This window comes from Pseudobdellovibrio exovorus JSS (assembly GCF_000348725.1).
GTDB classification, from domain to species: Bacteria; Bdellovibrionota; Bdellovibrionia; order Bdellovibrionales; family Bdellovibrionaceae; genus Pseudobdellovibrio; species Pseudobdellovibrio exovorus.
Map to the genome: position 1 here is coordinate 2,128,586 of NC_020813.1, position 15,368 is coordinate 2,143,953.

Sequence of the window (15,368 nt, forward strand, 5' to 3'; positions counted from 1 at the left end):
GAACGACTTCTGTCCCAATTAACTGCCTAATAGATTAGGACCCTATATGTAAAAAACTTCTGGGCCTAAGTCAAATTCATCTCGGCCAGATGTATATCCAAGTGCAGAAAACGGGTAAACTGAGCCTGAATGAGCACGACTGCGCTGCATACTGGAGGAGCTATGGAAGGACCCCGTTCACCCGAGAGCCATGAATGGACTCGCCTTGTAGACTTTTTAAATGCAAATTTAAGGCAAAATGAGCAGTGGCCTATCACGAGCGAGTACCCAACGGCTCTAACTGCTAACAATATTCACAACATGAGCATCATCACCGAAGATGAAAAAATTATAGCCCATGCCGTGCTGAAAACCCTGATCGTTAAGACCCCACATGCCGTTTTTAAAGTGGGGGCCATCGGATCTGTGATCACACACCCCGAACATCGCCAAAAAGGCTACAGCCGAAAAAACATCGAAAAATGCATCGAGCTGGCGCAAAAACAAGAATGTGATCTGGTGATTCTATGGACCGACCAATTTGATTTCTATCGCAAAATGGGCTTTGAATTAGCCGGTTTCGATTACAATTACCTTTTAGAAAAATCAGAACCTGTTAAGAATAATCAACTGCGATTTGTTTCTGGGAACAATGTAGATCCAGAAGCTCTACAGCGTCTTTACTCGCAACACACAGTACATGCCGTGCGCAGCACCGAAGACTTCAGACAGTTTTTAAAAATTCCGAATACTCACCTTTTCACAGCATGGAATCAAAACAATCAATTACTGGCTTATGCTGCTGAAGGAAAAGGAGCCGACCTCACAAACTACGTACACGAGTGGGCTGGACAAGTCGATGTCTTGATGGATCTGTTTCGTTACATCCGCAATCAAAAGAATGAAACTCTAACGGTCATGGTGCCATCACATTCTCAGAATATGCGCCGTCACCTTGAGCAAGGTGCTACATTAGCCCATCAAGGCTTTTTAGGAATGCTAAAGATCGTCAATACGGATGCTCTGTTAGCTAAAATAAAAAAAGCTTTCCGCGCTGAAGGCTTTGATAAAATCGTTCTTGAAAAACAAGAAAGTCATTTTGTGTTCGGCTTTGGCACAGATCTTTATACTCTTGAACATGAATCGGACCTCGTTCAACTTTTATTTGGTCCAATGAATATCAACTCTTTAAGTTTTGTTTCGGACGACACTCGTTACAAACTTTCAGCACTATTGCCTATGCCGCTTTGGGTATGGGGTTGGGACTCTATATGAAAAATTTTTCTACTACATTCCGACTCTTCTCTATTCTACTTTCGCTGGCATTGGTCAGCACAGCCTGTATGAAAAAACAAAATCTGAAAGAAGAGGATCTCGGGGTTGCCTTTAGCAGAGACGAAGTGGCTATTGCTTTATTTAGTGCATTTGGACCTTTTAACTTCAGCGAAATCAGACCATTAGAAAGCTATCGGATCGCCTCAACAGAACGTGTCCAAGGCGGCTCTACTCAAACTGCATTCGTGCAAGATGTTGTGATTTACGAAATTAATGATGGAGTAATAGATCCAAACAAGCTCTATCTCGATATTGACCTTCTTACGAATACAGGATCTACACCCGGAATCGTCAAATCCGGAATTGTGTCATTTACTAAGCCATCAGGCATAAGTGGTGTCGCCTTTGTAGACGATACTATCCCATTTTTAAGTACTGAAGACCGCCGTCCTCTTTTCTTATTTGAGATCCTACAGCGTATTGCTTTTACTTCATGTATTACCGATGAAGACTACCAAGAAAGCTGCCACAAACTGACAACAAAGGCAGTTCAAAAAAGATTACCCTCTGGATCAGAAGCCCAAAAGGCAACTTGTCCCTCTACTCCTGACAACTGCCTAATCAATGCCACTCAGATTGAATTTGATATTATTCGACACAAACAACCAGATGATGATAACCGACCGGATAGAGTTCATTACACATTTGTCATTAGTCAAGACACTCCCTTTACAGCACGGGTTTTAGAGCTATGCTCAAGAGCCCTTTATCCGACAGAGTCTGGTGGGAAACTGCTAGCTGATGTATGTTATTCCGTTCGGGACTACACTTTCGGAGATCAATAGTTTACAATGCGTAAATGAAGAAAAAAATCGCCTTAGTGTTCGGCGGTCGTTCAGCCGAACATGAAGTTTCAATTAAATCCGCTCGCAATATCTACAAAGCTATCGATACTCAATTATTTACCCCGATTCTAATCGGTGTTTCCAAAGAGGGAAGTTGGTATCATTTCGAAAATGATTCCGTTTTTGAAATGCCCGCTCTGACAGATAACAATTTGAATCCAGATCAAGCGATTTGCCTGCTGAGCCATAATGAAAAGCCTCACATGCTCTTACTTAAAAACGGCGAAAAAGTATCTTTAGATTGTGCCTTCCCTATCATTCACGGAACTATGGGCGAAGATGGAACTCTTCAAGGATATTTTAAAATTCTCAATATCCCATTTGTCGGCTGTAGTGTTCTAAGCAGTGCTGTCGGCATGGATAAAGACTACATGAAACGTCTTCTGACTGAAGCTCAGATTCCCAACTCACGTTATGTTGTTCTGACAAGGTCTCAACCTTTAAGTTACGCGCAAATCACAGAAAAGTTAGGAAGTCCGTTTTTTATTAAACCTGCTAATGCGGGTTCCTCTGTGGGCGTTCACAAAGTGAAAGATGCCACATCGTTTACTACTCTTTTGGCTGACTCTTTTCTATATGATCACAAAGTGATCGCTGAAGAATTTATCGAAGGGCGTGAAGTGGAGTGCGCTGTTTTGGGTTTAAACCAAAATCCAAAAGCCTCTTTGCCAGGTGAGTTGATTGTAAAACATGAATTCTATTCTTACGAAGCGAAGTATTTAGATGCGCAAGGGGCTGAAATTGTTATTCCTGCCAATCTAACAACAGAACAAATTCAAGCCGTGCAAACTCTAGCAAAGCAAACTTACACAGCTTTGGGATGCGATGGTTTAACTCGTGTGGACTTCTTCATTCGAAAAAATGGACAGGTCTATGTGAACGAGATCAACACTCTACCTGGTTTCACTCAAATTTCGATGTATCCAAAGATGTGGGAAGCCAGTGGAATTTCCTATTCACAGCTGATTTCCGATCTGATTCATTTGGCTTTTGAAAAACATCAGCACGACAATAGCCTTAAGATGAGCTTCTAGAAATCGCCTCACACAGCCCGACTTCGGCCTGTGTCTCAACTTTGCATATCTATTCATTTGCTAAAACACGTTTTTTTGGGGAAGCAAATGAAAGACATCAATTATTACGAAAATACGAACTCTGCGAATCAAATGGCCTATTTAAAGCTGCAATGTAACTGCGTGCTCTGCAATACAGCACTTGAGTTAAAGTTTGAGCAACTGAATGAATCCGAAATTAAAGAAGAGGCAACGTGCCCCGAATGTGAAATTCGTACACGTGCCAAAACTCACACACTTCAGTAGTTAAAAAGACAGCTTTTTGACGTTTGAAAAGAAATCGCCAAAACTTTGAAAGTCCTGCTGGCCAAACCCTGACTGCTTGACGCCAGCTACAGGCCCGACAACATCAAATGAAGAACGATTGTAGGTCACTAGACCTACATCGAGAGCCTCAGCCACCTTCTTCAGTTTCTCGGGTTCACCCCAAAGGTGAGCCGCAAATCCAAAATAAGAAACATTCGAATACTTCGCCACATCAAATGGATATTTGACCGCAGATAAAATATAAAACGGAGAATGAATTTGGTCTTGCTGCAAAGTCGAACAGCGAGACATATCTTTAGTGAATACTGGCGGCAAAAAGACTTTCTTTTGTTGCTCACTTAACATGAACTCGGTCAGCAAAAGCTTCGCTTTATCTACGTGGGCCTGTTGTTTGATCTCGTCAAACTTCTCGAAGGAATCTCGCTTCAAACAGGGTGTCCAAACGGATGTGTCTTCAACAGACTCCGATGGTCGCAAAGCGGCTAAATAATTACGAATACGTTCTTCCCAATCGGACTCAAACTTTTCAAGGATAAAAAGACGGGATGAGTTCCAGACCAATTGTCCCTGCCCTAACATAAAAGATTCCATCACCTCTGTAAAAATCTGATCTGTAGGTTCAGCTAAAACTACGGCTGAATTTTTAGAGCCAGAAGATATCTGAACTTTTTTAAATTGCTGCGATAAAAATGTAGCAGAAGATGCCAATACACTTTGGGCTGTCTGAATATTCCCTGCAACCGAAATAGCGCGCACACCCGGATGGGCCAACAGGGCTTTTTTAACTTCTTTGTCTTGGCTGACCAAAACATTCACTAAGCCTTTCACAATACCCGCATTTTGTAGGATCTCGCCCAGAATAGCCGCCGTTACAACAGAATGTGACGAGACCTTTACCACCACCGCATTCCCCGCCAACAATGCAGGAATTAGGCGATCCAATGTTACTCTTAAAGAAAGATTCCACGGAGCTACGATGGCGATAACTCCGACAGGAGCATACTGCGGCAGCTCTGTATTGGCGTCAGTGATAGAGGCCGCCGACGACTTAAATATATTCAGTGTGGACTCTATCGTCTGTAGACTTTTTTGAATCCCATACTTTTGAACAAAATGAAGCGGTAACCCCTGATCCTGAGCCTCTAACAAAGCATAGCGATCGGCATTCTGTTTTAAAGATTCATATATTTTTTCAACAACTTGGATACGTTCGTCATATGAACTTGTACGCCACTGCGCAAACGCACGATTAGCCGCCTGTATGGCCATAACTAAGCCCATCAGGTCACAGGACTTTACTTCATGCTGTGGCTCTAAGGTATAGGGATTTAATGCGGTAAATGACTCACTCGATTGATAGATTTCGTTATCAATAAAACTGGCGATTTGCATTTTTTGAATTTAGGGGATTTAGCTGAAAATACAAGGGAATATGCAAAGAGAGATGATGAGAGATTTGAAAGAAGGTTTTGAAGATGGTGGTTAGGGCATCTTTGGTGCCTCTAACCACCGAAATTACAACTATGACGCTTAAACGGCGGAGGTTTCCAGCCTCTCAGACCGCGTCAGCCTTTGTGTGCGACTAAGGAGTCGGCACCTCCGCCTTTGTTATGTCATATTGTTTACCAATCATAACACCACCTCCTTTCTTGCCGTTAGAACGGCTTATGAAAAGAGAATACAACACCCTCAGCCAGAATGCCTAAGTGAATATTTTAATCTGATCCATAATAAGAACTAATGATTCGGAATGATCTACAAAATGACTTACTTTAAAAAACTCAAAATTTTATTTTGAATATCTGTCATCTCGTCTGCAGATTTTTTTTGTGCTCGCTTGAAGTCCAGATCAGGAATGCTCCATGCTGGAATTAAATGTAAGTGGTAATGAGGAACCTCAAAGCCCGCAACGATAGTGCCAACACGAGGGCAACCTGTCGCCGCCTGAATCGCCTTAGCGATCTTCTGAGCGTTTAATCCTACTTGCGTGTAAACATCGGCTGGCACATCAAACCAATGATTGACCTCTTGTTTTGGAATCACAAGAGTGTGCCCTAAATTCACTTGGTCTAGTGCTAAAAAAGAAAAGGTCTTGTCATCTTCGTGGATTTTATAACAAGGAAGTTCGCCCTGAATGATTTTTGTAAAAATTGACGACATAACTTCCTCCTATTGAATCAGGTGATTTATCTGAATTAACTTATTTACGGCTACTGACGAATTCGCCTTTGTGATTGAAGTGCATAACATGCAGCCCAACACTAGCTGTACCCGACAAAACATAGGGCTCAACAATAAGATTATTAGATGTCCCTTGTTGGTCTGATGTGTACTTAAATTTAATTTTTGCAGTTACAGACTCTTCTGAGTTTGGCTGAAGAGTCATGCTTTTATCAAACTTACCTGAAACCACATCGTCATCGTTAATAACAAGTTTGTAATTAACCTCACCAATTTGGATTGCGTAAGTGTTCGGGTTTTTAAAAGAAAGTTTAATCGTGGCCGCATATTCATTGCCAGCAACTGGTGTAGATTGAAATTCAACCAACGTCAGCTCAGCGTGACGGAAGGTCTCTGAAATCGTTGTACAAGATGACATCGCAAAAAACATCAACAAGCACATTAAATTTGATAGACTTAACTTCATAGTACGGAACATACAGCCTCCAATAGCGGACTATTTATTAAACTTCACTTCGCCTTTTTGCTTAAATGGAATAGAAAAGATTCCCAATTTCGCTGAGCCATCTAATTCATACTCGCGTGTGAATGTATTATTCAACAAGCTCGTCACTAAATTGCCCAAAGAACTGTATTTGAAGCGAAAAGGCACAGTTACATTGTTTTCGCCAGATGCGGGAACATTAACTCCATCATCAAAAACGCCTTCAGTTACTTTTTCGCCAGAAAATTTCAGCGCGTAGTTAACCGCATCCAACTTAAGTGGGATTGGATTTGGATTTTTGATATTCATCTGAACCGCAACAGACACATCTTCTAAGGTCACATTTGTGACCTTGAAGTCGATCACTTTAACTTCAGGATCTTTTAAAAGATCCTTAGTTAAAGACGAACATGATGAGAGCATAAGAACTAATACTGCTGAGATCCAGAATTTCATCGAAATTTCCTATCTTTGCTCAACTGGCTGCCAGTTTAAGCCTTCTTTACCTTGCCATTTGCCACGAGGACGATAGATACGATTTTTTTCGTATTGTTCGTTAGCATGAGCAATCCAACCTGCAATACGAGAAACTGCGAAGATCGGAGTGAAGATATCAGTTGGGATACCCATTGAGTGGTAAACAGTTGCCGAGTAGAAATCTACATTCGGCATCAAACCTTTTTGCTTATTCATCGTATCGTCAATCAAAGCTGACATTTCATACAATTCAGGTTTGCCGATTTTTTTAGTTAACTGCTCAGAGAATTTTCTTAAGATCGCTGCACGAGGATCGCCATCTTTATAAACGCGGTGACCGATACCCATTACTTTTTCTTTAGCACTTAAAGCATCCTGTACAAATTGTTGTGCTTTTTCGATAGTACCGATTTTAGCTAACATCACCATTACTTGTTCATTCGCTCCACCATGTAAAGGTCCTTTTAAAGCACCGATAGCGGATACGATTGCAGAGTGCATATCTGAAAGTGATGACGTTGTTACGCGAGTTGCGAATGCAGAACAGTTTAACTCATGGTCTGCATGCAAGATAAGACATGTATCAAAAAGTTTTACTAAGTCAGCTTCTGGCTCAGCACCTTTTAACATGTACATGAAGTTGTACGCGATAGATTTGTCAGCTTTTGGGGCTAACACTTCACGTTTGTTACGAATCGCTTCAAACGCAGTAACCAGCGCACCCATCTTAGCTGTTAAACGAACCGCTTTGCGGCTGTTAGCTTCAATTGAGTTATCGTTAGCATCTGTATCCCAGTGAGCTAATAATGAAACTGCCGTACGCAACCACGCCATAGGATGAACGTTTGTCGGCAATGTTTTTAACACCGCGATAAACTCAGGCGACAATGCCATGTTTTTATTTAGCTCAGCAGAAAATGCTGTTAACTCTGCTTTATTTGGTAGGCGATTGTTCCAAAGTAGAAATACAACTTCTTCAAATGTTGAATTAGCCGCAAGATCTTCGATCGTGTAGCCGCGATAGTTTAATGTATTTCCTACGATAAATGAAATCGAAGTTGTGCAGGCAACAACTCCTTCAAGACCCTTATCTATTGCACCTTCATAAATATTTACTTCTGCCATAATATTGTCCTTTGCTTTTTAGTATGTAAGAGAACTACCAAAAGCAGGCTTATTTGGCTAGCTTTATCACTCTGTCTTTGACTTCGATAACGACGACAGTCTGGTCGCGAATTGGTTCTTCTGTCCCAGCTTTTCTTTGAGCCTGAAAAAGTAATTCATTGCGTAAGTCATGGACACCATTTTTGGCATTGTCAGTCATGATTCTCACTATGTTTTCAACTCCAAGTACGTTTTCTAGCCCCTCAGTCACTACACAAATGCGCGACTTGGGTTCTAGCTCTAGTGTGGCCAGACTTAATTTTTCTGAAAACTGCACTCCGAATGCGCTGTGCGAAGATTTCAAAACTTGAACCGGTTTGTGTGGAGCTAAATAATACCCGTTCACTTTTCCTGCACTGCAAAACTGCAATGAGAAATCACGCCGATCAATCACCGCATAAAAAGCGCTGGTCAGGTCTTCGCCTTTAGCCGTTTTTTTTATTTCGTCCGCAATTTGTTGTAGAATTTTATCGGGCGCATTTCCCTTTTTAGCTTCCAACACATGTGACACTTTTAAAATTAACGATAGAAAAAGGGCTGACATTGCATAGCCCGACGATGACGCCACCAGAATTCCGAATTTGAACTTATCTTCATGTTCAAATATATCAAAATAGTCTCCGCCATGTTTAGAGCCGAAAACAAACTTTCTGCTGATCTCAAAACCCGGAATTGTGGGAATTTCAGTCGGCATTAAATTTTTTTGAACTTCAGATAAAACTTTTAAATCGTGGGAAATTTGCGACATCAAATAGTCCAACCGCTGAGAGATCTTAATCAACTCTTGGCGGTAAATAACAACTTCTGAATTTTTCTTACTCAGCTCGGACTCTAGCAAAGCTACTTTTTGCTTAAGACGTGCGTTCTCATCGATAGACATGCGTTAAGTCTGATGTGGGGTCAGATTTTGGTCAATCTTAAATTAGCCTCGCGAAGATAGTCGAGTTCTTGACGCAAAACACGATTCACCGGCAAGGACTCGAGTCCAGCATGAGACGCCGTAAGACCCTCTATTTTCTGGACGTTTTCACTGTGCTTCTCAATTTGGATGGGAACTACTTTTTTAAGAATACTTTGTAAATGATAACTCATGCTAAAACGTAAAATCCAATTCGCTGTGGAATAGTATATTGGCAAATCCGCTGGGTCTGTTTTTATTTGGTAATAAAAATGTCCCCATACACATAGAAATACATGTGACAACAAATGAAACAAGAACACGACAGCAAGTAAAAAGCTGCCACGAGTGACAACCAAAGACTCACTGAAAATCGCCTGATTAAACAAATGATTCACCTGCAAGAAATCAAGAGCGATCAAGGACACAACGGCTGTGATAACCCAGACAGAAAACTGCAATGCGTTCACCCATTTCCAAATCTGTTGCGTTTTACTTTTGATATCAATAGCGAGCCACCACACATACAAAACACGGGCAAAGTAGACACCAAGAACACCTGAAACAGCCAAGTGAATATGAAGTTCGGATCTGTTTAGAAAATAAAAAATTAAACCAATCCATAAGTACTCTTTACGCAAAAGCCACTCCATCACAAAAAATACAAAAAAACATGTAACCATAGCGGCCATGTGGCCATTCAACAAAGCCAGCACGATAGAACTTTCATAGCCAAACCAGTGCACCAATGACCAAGAACCTTTAAATGGATCGAGGAAAATGAGTCCGATCAATAAAAACAACGGCCACGCTGCTAAATTTGAAAAACACAATTCCATCAAGTGCGTCCGTGCATTCCCTACTTTAAAGTCATATTTGATCATGGACTCAATCAAACTGCGCGTCGGCATATAAGACAACAGCGCATCTTTAAGCGCCGATAAAATCATTTTCATCATATAAGACCTCCGTAGATATCAAATCGGATTAACTTTCCTGCAATCGAGCTTTGAGGTTTTCTATCCCCTAGCCATGGAGCTTTGATCGGTCGCTTGACCACTATGCGGCGCGCGCCCTGCCTCTGTATCGAAGTTTCCAGCACCTTTGCCGCGTCTTCATCGGCTCCGACCATCTGACGGAAGAACACCATCTCTTGACGAGGCAATGCCGATTTCGTTTTATCTGGAAACATAGGATCAAAATAGATAACAGGAAACTCCTCTTGTGTATTCTGTAAGAACTCTAGAGCTTCCGAAAAAACAAATTTCACATCTAAATCAGAACACTGCTTTTGGGCTTCACTCAGAGCATAATAAATCAATGGGTTTCGCTCTAATGCGGTCACAGAAAACCCCAACTGAGCCAAAAACACAGAGTCGATCCCTAAGCCAGCACTGAGATCTAAAACTTTGTCACCATAGCGCCCTGAACCCATAGCGCGGGCAATGAGTTCTTTTTTCATCGACTGTTTTATCTTTTGGTAATTTTTTTTATCATTTATGAAATCTATTTTAAATTTATTCCCCGACAAATCCTGCATAACAGGAATATCCATCGTAAGATCAATAGATTTAATAGAGCTTAAGTCGCAATTATTCTGTGTTAAAAACTCAAGACACTGGGACGCTTTTACATGGCCCTCTTCCGTGTCTGAATGGATAATAAGATTCTTTACATTCAATTGGCGTCAACCCAAAGGACCCACAAACTCTGTAGGAAAAAGATAAAGACCATAGCTAAAAATGTCTGATGAGCGATGCGCTTAACTAATCGTGGACCAGAACCCATTGGGCTTTTGATGTCAGTGATTTTCATAAACAGTGGGACCGACCAGAAAATCAAAAGCATCGTTCCAAAAATAGTCCAATAGCGACTGCCAAAGTAGTGATGGAATGCCGTCCATAGGACAATGAACGCACCCCACATTAACAGCAAAAATTTCTGAGACAAATCAAATCCCAGCTTGGTTATCGTATTGCTAATTTTAGATTGCGACGAGGTCATAATGTGCGCGAAGTTATTCACCTGCACCAAGTACAAAACAGCAAATCCCCACAATACTCCAAAGCATAAAATCTCGGTGTCAATACCCGCACCAAGTGCCACTTGATATCCAGAAACTAAGCCCGGTCCGGCAAGAAGGAACAAGATCAATTCACCGAAATGCTGATGCTTATAAGAATTCTTTTTTGCAAAACGCCCAACAAAGAAAAGCACTGAAGACACGATCAGGACACGTACCAATTCAGGCTGAAAGACAAAAGCTGGAAATGCCACAACAGCAGAAACCAATATCAAAGCCATCGAAAGCCAAGAGGCCTGACGAGCTGTAATCCACCCCTCACGCAGGGGTTTAGGACTAGAATCGATATTTACACGATCAAAACCCGAGATATGGTCGTGAATATCATTGCGAATGTTTAAACCCGAAAATAAAAACAGCATCCCCACAGAGGCCAACACTATCGAGATCGGATCAAACAGACGATCATCCACATAGTTTTTTGTCAGCACGAAAAAAAGAGGAAATAGAATCAGAATAAAACTACGTAACTTAATTAACGAAGCGATAAACTTAAACAAATTAGGTCTTTGAATTTCGGTAGCTTTTCTTAGCTCAAAAGTCACCGACTCTTCAGGAGTTCCTAAATTGTAGGTCTTAACCGGAACTGCACGTATATCTTTCGAGTTTCGCCCCCAAAGGTACTTTAAAAACTCTGCATTATTGCTGCGTTTTACGGTGACGTACTCTGTTGCCATTAGCTCGAAGGCTTTCTGCGCCAGTAAAGAATTTCTGTCAGTGGCTTCAAATTATTAACTAATTTTTTTTCGTCTCCGTTCAGAAGACTGTCGAGCGTACTTAAATGGTGATTGTATAAATCAATGAGCTTCGTATTCATCTGGTCGAATTCTGCTATCTTTTTATCAAAAATCTCTTTACCTTTTTGCGGGTCCGAAGAAAAAGCTAAATGTAGATCTGCTAAAGAACTGGATTTAATCACCTGATCTAATTGCGTTCGGCTTAAGTCACGGGTCATAAAGGCACCCACAGAGTTTAAATATCCTGATTTCAAATCTCCTAATACCGCTTTGCCCTCGTGATTACGAATATCATAATCCAACAGATCATCGCTACGCTGGAAGAGCTGTCCTAAAATCGCACCCATTTCCCCTAGCACGAAATGTAAGTCTTGAGTGTAGTCTTCACGTGCTATGAACGGCGAGCGCAAGCACCATTTAAAAAGTGACGCGGTTTTAAGATGATGAATGCGATCTAATTGCTCTAGCGTGACAAAATAATCCCCAACCACAGAGTCCTGTAACCACTCGCCTTCCAATAGGTCGGAAATGATCTCAGCCGTGTATTGCACCAGCTTAATATTTCCAAAAGAAGACAGATTCACCATGACTCGCGCTAAAAGATAATCTCCTGCCAGCACGGCATACTCGGGCGTGTATTTAAGCCACGCCGTTTTCTTACCACGACGAAGATGCGAACGATCAATTAAGTCATCATGTAATAACGAGGCGTTATGGATAAATTCAATAGTTTGTGCCAATAGGGTCTGCGTAGAAACTTCGAGCTTTAATGGTTCTGAAACCAAACCTATCAGTTTAGATCGAAACCCCTTCCCACCTGAAAATAAATCATCATACAAAGAATTCAGCTTAGGCAGATAAGCAGGAAAGTCCTGAGGGGAGTAAATTTTGTAATTCATAATAATAAAGCTAGTTTTGTTAATTCTGAGGCTTGAGTCAAGGCGGACTCAGGCATAAGATCAAATCATGTCGGAAAATACAAAGAAAGATTTATTTTATGAGCACGGCCTTAGATTTCAATGCCAAGGTTCGGGCAAATGCTGTACCTCACATGGCGAATTTGGCTTCGTCTTCCTCACTAAGGATGACCGCCGCCGTTTTGCCAAACACTTAAAAGTTACAACTAGCGCCTTTACCAAAAAGTATTGCGATCAAACCAATGGCATCTGGCACTTGAAAGAAGATAAAGGCAATCCTGACTGCATGTTTTTAAAGAACAAAGGTTGCTCTGTTTACGAAGCTCGCCCCAATCAGTGTCGCACGTGGCCTTTTTGGCCAGAAGTGATGAATGCCAAGGCATGGAAGTCAGAAGTCGCCAACTTCTGCCCCGGAGTCGGCAAAGGCCGTCTTTGGAGCAAAGAAGAAATCGAACAGGAAATGAGCAAAGATCGGGAAAATGAACGTAAGCTTTTAGGTGGACTATGAGCCATACGGAAGTGATCATCGCCATCATCGCGGGGATCGCCCTTTCAGCCTGCTGTGGATTCCGTGTTTTTATTCCTTTACTGATCGCGACTTTCGGTGTCCGCTTTGGTTTTATTCCCTCAGAGTGGATCAATGAAGCCTCTGTTCATCTGATTCGCAACGATGTTTTCACGGCCGCAATTACTGTGGCCACTGTTATTGAGATCGCCGCGTACAAAATTCCATTCGTCGATAACTTTCTAGATACTATCGCCACACCGCTAGCCGTTGTCGCCGCCACGTTACTATCGTCTTCTTTTTTCACTTTCGCAGAAGATTCCTATATGCGTTTTATTCTAGGTGCGATCACCGGTGGCCTTGGGGCTGGTATTATCCAAGCCTCCACTTCTGCTGTACGTGCGACCTCGAGCCAGTGGACGGCTGGCCTTGGTAATCCCATCTTCGCTTTGATTGAAACCATCACCGCCTTTGTCGGTTCTTTACTTGCGGTCTTATTCCCTATTCTTGGCATCCTGTTAATTCTGTTGATCTGCTGGGGCTCCCTCTGGTTACTCAAACGATTTTTCAGGACAAAAGAACGATGAAAAAGGTGTGGGGTCTTCTAAAGGAGTATTGGGGGAAGTCGCTTCTGGTGGTTTTACTGGGAGTGAGTTGTTGGGGGTTTTCTAAAGCATCATTTCATTCTATAGATTTTATTATCAGGGACGCTTTACAGCATTTCAATTTTGGATACACAGTCGATAAATCCATAGTATCTGTGAATATTGACATTACAAAAAACAATTTCACACATCCACTCAAAACTAAAGACCTTATTAGTATTATTGATAAAATCTTATTAGGCGCCCCAAAGCATATTATATTAGTTCTTGAACCATCAGAACTATCTCAAAATCCAGAAGAGCGAATTGCTTTTTTTAACTATATTAACTCTCTTGAGAACTTCTCTTTATTTGCTTTAGAAGATTCTTATTTTGCTACGGGATTTGAATCTGATGAGGTATTTAGAAACTATAAAAATCTCTTCTACATCACAACCACAGGGGATCGAATTAGCGCCTCAAAAAATGATGCGAAATTTAGACGCGCTCTTTTGAGTTACGACCAAATTGGGGAATCTCAAACCTCTATCAGTCTTAAAAAAATTGGAGTACAAACAAAAGAGATCTCAGATTTCAAGTATCCTTATAAATTTTGGAGAACTACTCAAGTATATATGAAGACTCCAAGAGTCGGAACATTTACCTTTTTCCAATCACCCAATTTTTTTACCGACAACTATCGGCCCGATTTCTTCAACAACAAGCTTGTTTTTATTGGCTCATTTAACGAGTTCTCATTTTTACATCGACCTTCAGCCCTTAACTTACTAAACAACAAATTAAATAGTAACTTTCAAGATCATTTCTATCCGTTTCAAGAGCTTGTCGCAAATTTAGTAAATTTGCATATCACTGGAGACTACATTAAGTATCTACAAAGCTGGAATGACTTAATCGTATTATTTATAGTTTTAACTTTTCTGATACTTTGCAATTTTAAACCTAAAACAAAGCTAATCTTATTCTTCTCATTGATTCCTATAAATCTGATCTTCATATTTATTTTATATATTACCTCAAGCTACTATATTGACTTTTCTCGCTCCATTTCATTACTTATATTTGCTCAATATATTGTCGTACCACTATTAATGTTCCTAATGATGCGACTTCAGGAACAGCAGAAGCAAACTGAGCTTTTAAATGCTCGTATAGACTCTGTTTTGAGAATTTCCGAAAAAGTTGCTCATGACATTCGCTCCCCACTGTCTGTAGCGAATTTACTAATAAGTAAAGCTAAATTTGATGATCCTGAACATAAAAATCTTATAACCTCTTCACTCAAGCGAATTGATATTATCGCTGCAAATCTGTTAAAAAAATACAGAGCAACTAATTCTGAAATGAAATTAGAAGATGTTAATATCATAAATACTATTTCTGTAATTTTATCCGAAAAAAGATCCCTAAGACCCAACATAGTGTTTAAATTAAGTGTCAAAACTGCTCTTACTCATGCCAAATCATCAGCATCAGAACTAGAACGTGTGATCAGCAATCTAATTGATAACTCCATCGATGCAACCCAGACGCAAGAATCACCCCAAATCACTATTGAACTTAGTGCTCTCTCTAATCAGTTCCTTATTACAATCTCTGACAATGGTGTTGGTATTTCTAGTGATATGCTAGCTTTATTAGGGCAACAAAGAATCACCTCAAAAAAAGATACTGGCGGCAATGGAATTGGTCTTTTACATGCAAAGCAAACAATTGAAATGATGGGTGGTACCCTAGAGATTTCAAGTACAGAAAATATCGGCACGTCCATCGTAATTCGACTAATTCAAATATAATCTGGCTACATATTTGCTAGAT

At 40.8% G+C, this 15,368-nt stretch carries 17 protein-coding genes; 7 read left to right on the forward strand and 10 right to left on the reverse strand.

Annotated elements, in window-relative coordinates:
- The first annotated feature begins 129 nt into the window (after positions 1-129).
- From A11Q_RS10555 to A11Q_RS10570, 4 genes are all read left to right on the forward strand, one after another.
- A complete protein-coding gene (locus A11Q_RS10555) occupies positions 130-1,254 on the forward strand; it encodes a GNAT family N-acetyltransferase (protein ID WP_235044603.1) in 1,125 nt (374 codons plus the stop codon).
- Entirely contained in the window at positions 1,251-2,099 is an 849-nt protein-coding gene (locus tag A11Q_RS10560) for a hypothetical protein (protein ID WP_015470801.1), read from the forward strand. The genes A11Q_RS10555 and A11Q_RS10560 overlap by 4 nt, the downstream gene beginning before the upstream one ends.
- Positions 2,100-2,113: 14 nt before the next feature.
- Positions 2,114-3,193 (forward strand): D-alanine--D-alanine ligase family protein, encoded by a 1,080-nt coding sequence (locus tag A11Q_RS10565; protein ID WP_015470802.1) that lies wholly within the window; start codon positions 2,114-2,116, stop codon positions 3,191-3,193.
- 87 nt (positions 3,194-3,280) lie between these two features.
- Complete coding sequence (locus tag A11Q_RS10570; protein WP_015470803.1) at positions 3,281-3,478, forward strand: hypothetical protein; 198 nt, start codon at positions 3,281-3,283, stop codon at positions 3,476-3,478.
- Here the strand turns inward: A11Q_RS10570 and A11Q_RS10575 are convergent, their stop codons facing one another.
- The 10 genes from A11Q_RS10575 to A11Q_RS10620 all read right to left on the reverse strand — a co-directional run bounded on the left by A11Q_RS10575 (position 3,479) and on the right by A11Q_RS10620 (position 12,422).
- The gene (locus A11Q_RS10575; protein ID WP_015470804.1) at positions 3,479-4,891 is read right to left on the reverse strand and encodes an aldehyde dehydrogenase family protein; all 1,413 of its coding nucleotides are present in this window, start codon (positions 4,889-4,891) and stop codon (positions 3,479-3,481) included.
- A gap of 375 nt (positions 4,892-5,266) precedes the next feature.
- A complete protein-coding gene (locus tag A11Q_RS10580) occupies positions 5,267-5,659 on the reverse strand; it encodes an HIT family protein (protein ID WP_015470805.1) in 393 nt (130 codons plus the stop codon).
- A 40-nt stretch (positions 5,660-5,699) separates the two neighbouring features.
- On the reverse strand, positions 5,700-6,158 hold the full coding sequence (locus A11Q_RS10585; RefSeq protein WP_015470806.1) for an LEA type 2 family protein: 459 nt from the start codon (positions 6,156-6,158) through the stop codon (positions 5,700-5,702).
- 18 nt (positions 6,159-6,176) lie between these two features.
- On the reverse strand, positions 6,177-6,620 hold the full coding sequence (locus tag A11Q_RS10590) for an LEA/WHy family protein (protein WP_015470807.1): 444 nt from the start codon (positions 6,618-6,620) through the stop codon (positions 6,177-6,179).
- A 9-nt stretch (positions 6,621-6,629) separates the two neighbouring features.
- A complete protein-coding gene (locus A11Q_RS10595) occupies positions 6,630-7,766 on the reverse strand; it encodes a citrate synthase (protein WP_015470808.1) in 1,137 nt (378 codons plus the stop codon).
- Positions 7,767-7,815: 49 nt separating this feature from the next.
- Entirely contained in the window at positions 7,816-8,685 is an 870-nt protein-coding gene (locus A11Q_RS10600; protein WP_015470809.1) for a PP2C family protein-serine/threonine phosphatase, read from the reverse strand.
- Positions 8,686-8,705: 20 nt separating this feature from the next.
- Positions 8,706-9,662, reverse strand: a complete 957-nt coding sequence (locus A11Q_RS10605) for a hypothetical protein (protein ID WP_015470810.1) — start codon at positions 9,660-9,662, stop codon at positions 8,706-8,708.
- Positions 9,659-10,384, reverse strand: coding sequence for a class I SAM-dependent methyltransferase (locus tag A11Q_RS10610; protein WP_015470811.1), 726 nt, complete (start codon positions 10,382-10,384; stop codon positions 9,659-9,661). The genes A11Q_RS10605 and A11Q_RS10610 overlap by 4 nt, the downstream gene beginning before the upstream one ends.
- A complete protein-coding gene (locus A11Q_RS10615) occupies positions 10,381-11,463 on the reverse strand; it encodes a UbiA family prenyltransferase (RefSeq protein WP_015470812.1) in 1,083 nt (360 codons plus the stop codon). The genes A11Q_RS10610 and A11Q_RS10615 overlap by 4 nt, the downstream gene beginning before the upstream one ends.
- On the reverse strand, positions 11,463-12,422 hold the full coding sequence (locus A11Q_RS10620) for a polyprenyl synthetase family protein (RefSeq protein WP_015470813.1): 960 nt from the start codon (positions 12,420-12,422) through the stop codon (positions 11,463-11,465). The genes A11Q_RS10615 and A11Q_RS10620 overlap by 1 nt, the downstream gene beginning before the upstream one ends.
- 67 nt (positions 12,423-12,489) lie before the next feature.
- On the opposite strand from A11Q_RS10620, the gene A11Q_RS10625 reads away from it, so the two are divergent.
- Genes A11Q_RS10625 through A11Q_RS10635 form a run of 3 tightly spaced genes read left to right on the forward strand, consistent with a single transcriptional unit; the run spans position 12,490 to position 15,346 of the window.
- Positions 12,490-12,948: a YkgJ family cysteine cluster protein gene (locus tag A11Q_RS10625; RefSeq protein ID WP_015470814.1), complete on the forward strand. Its 459-nt coding sequence runs from the start codon at positions 12,490-12,492 to the stop codon at positions 12,946-12,948.
- On the forward strand, positions 12,945-13,532 hold the full coding sequence (locus tag A11Q_RS10630; protein ID WP_015470815.1) for a DUF4126 domain-containing protein: 588 nt from the start codon (positions 12,945-12,947) through the stop codon (positions 13,530-13,532). The genes A11Q_RS10625 and A11Q_RS10630 overlap by 4 nt, the downstream gene beginning before the upstream one ends.
- Positions 13,529-15,346, forward strand: coding sequence for a sensor histidine kinase (locus A11Q_RS10635; protein WP_015470816.1), 1,818 nt, complete (start codon positions 13,529-13,531; stop codon positions 15,344-15,346). Before A11Q_RS10630 ends, A11Q_RS10635 begins: the two co-directional genes overlap by 4 nt.
- The last annotated feature ends 22 nt before the right edge of the window (positions 15,347-15,368 follow it).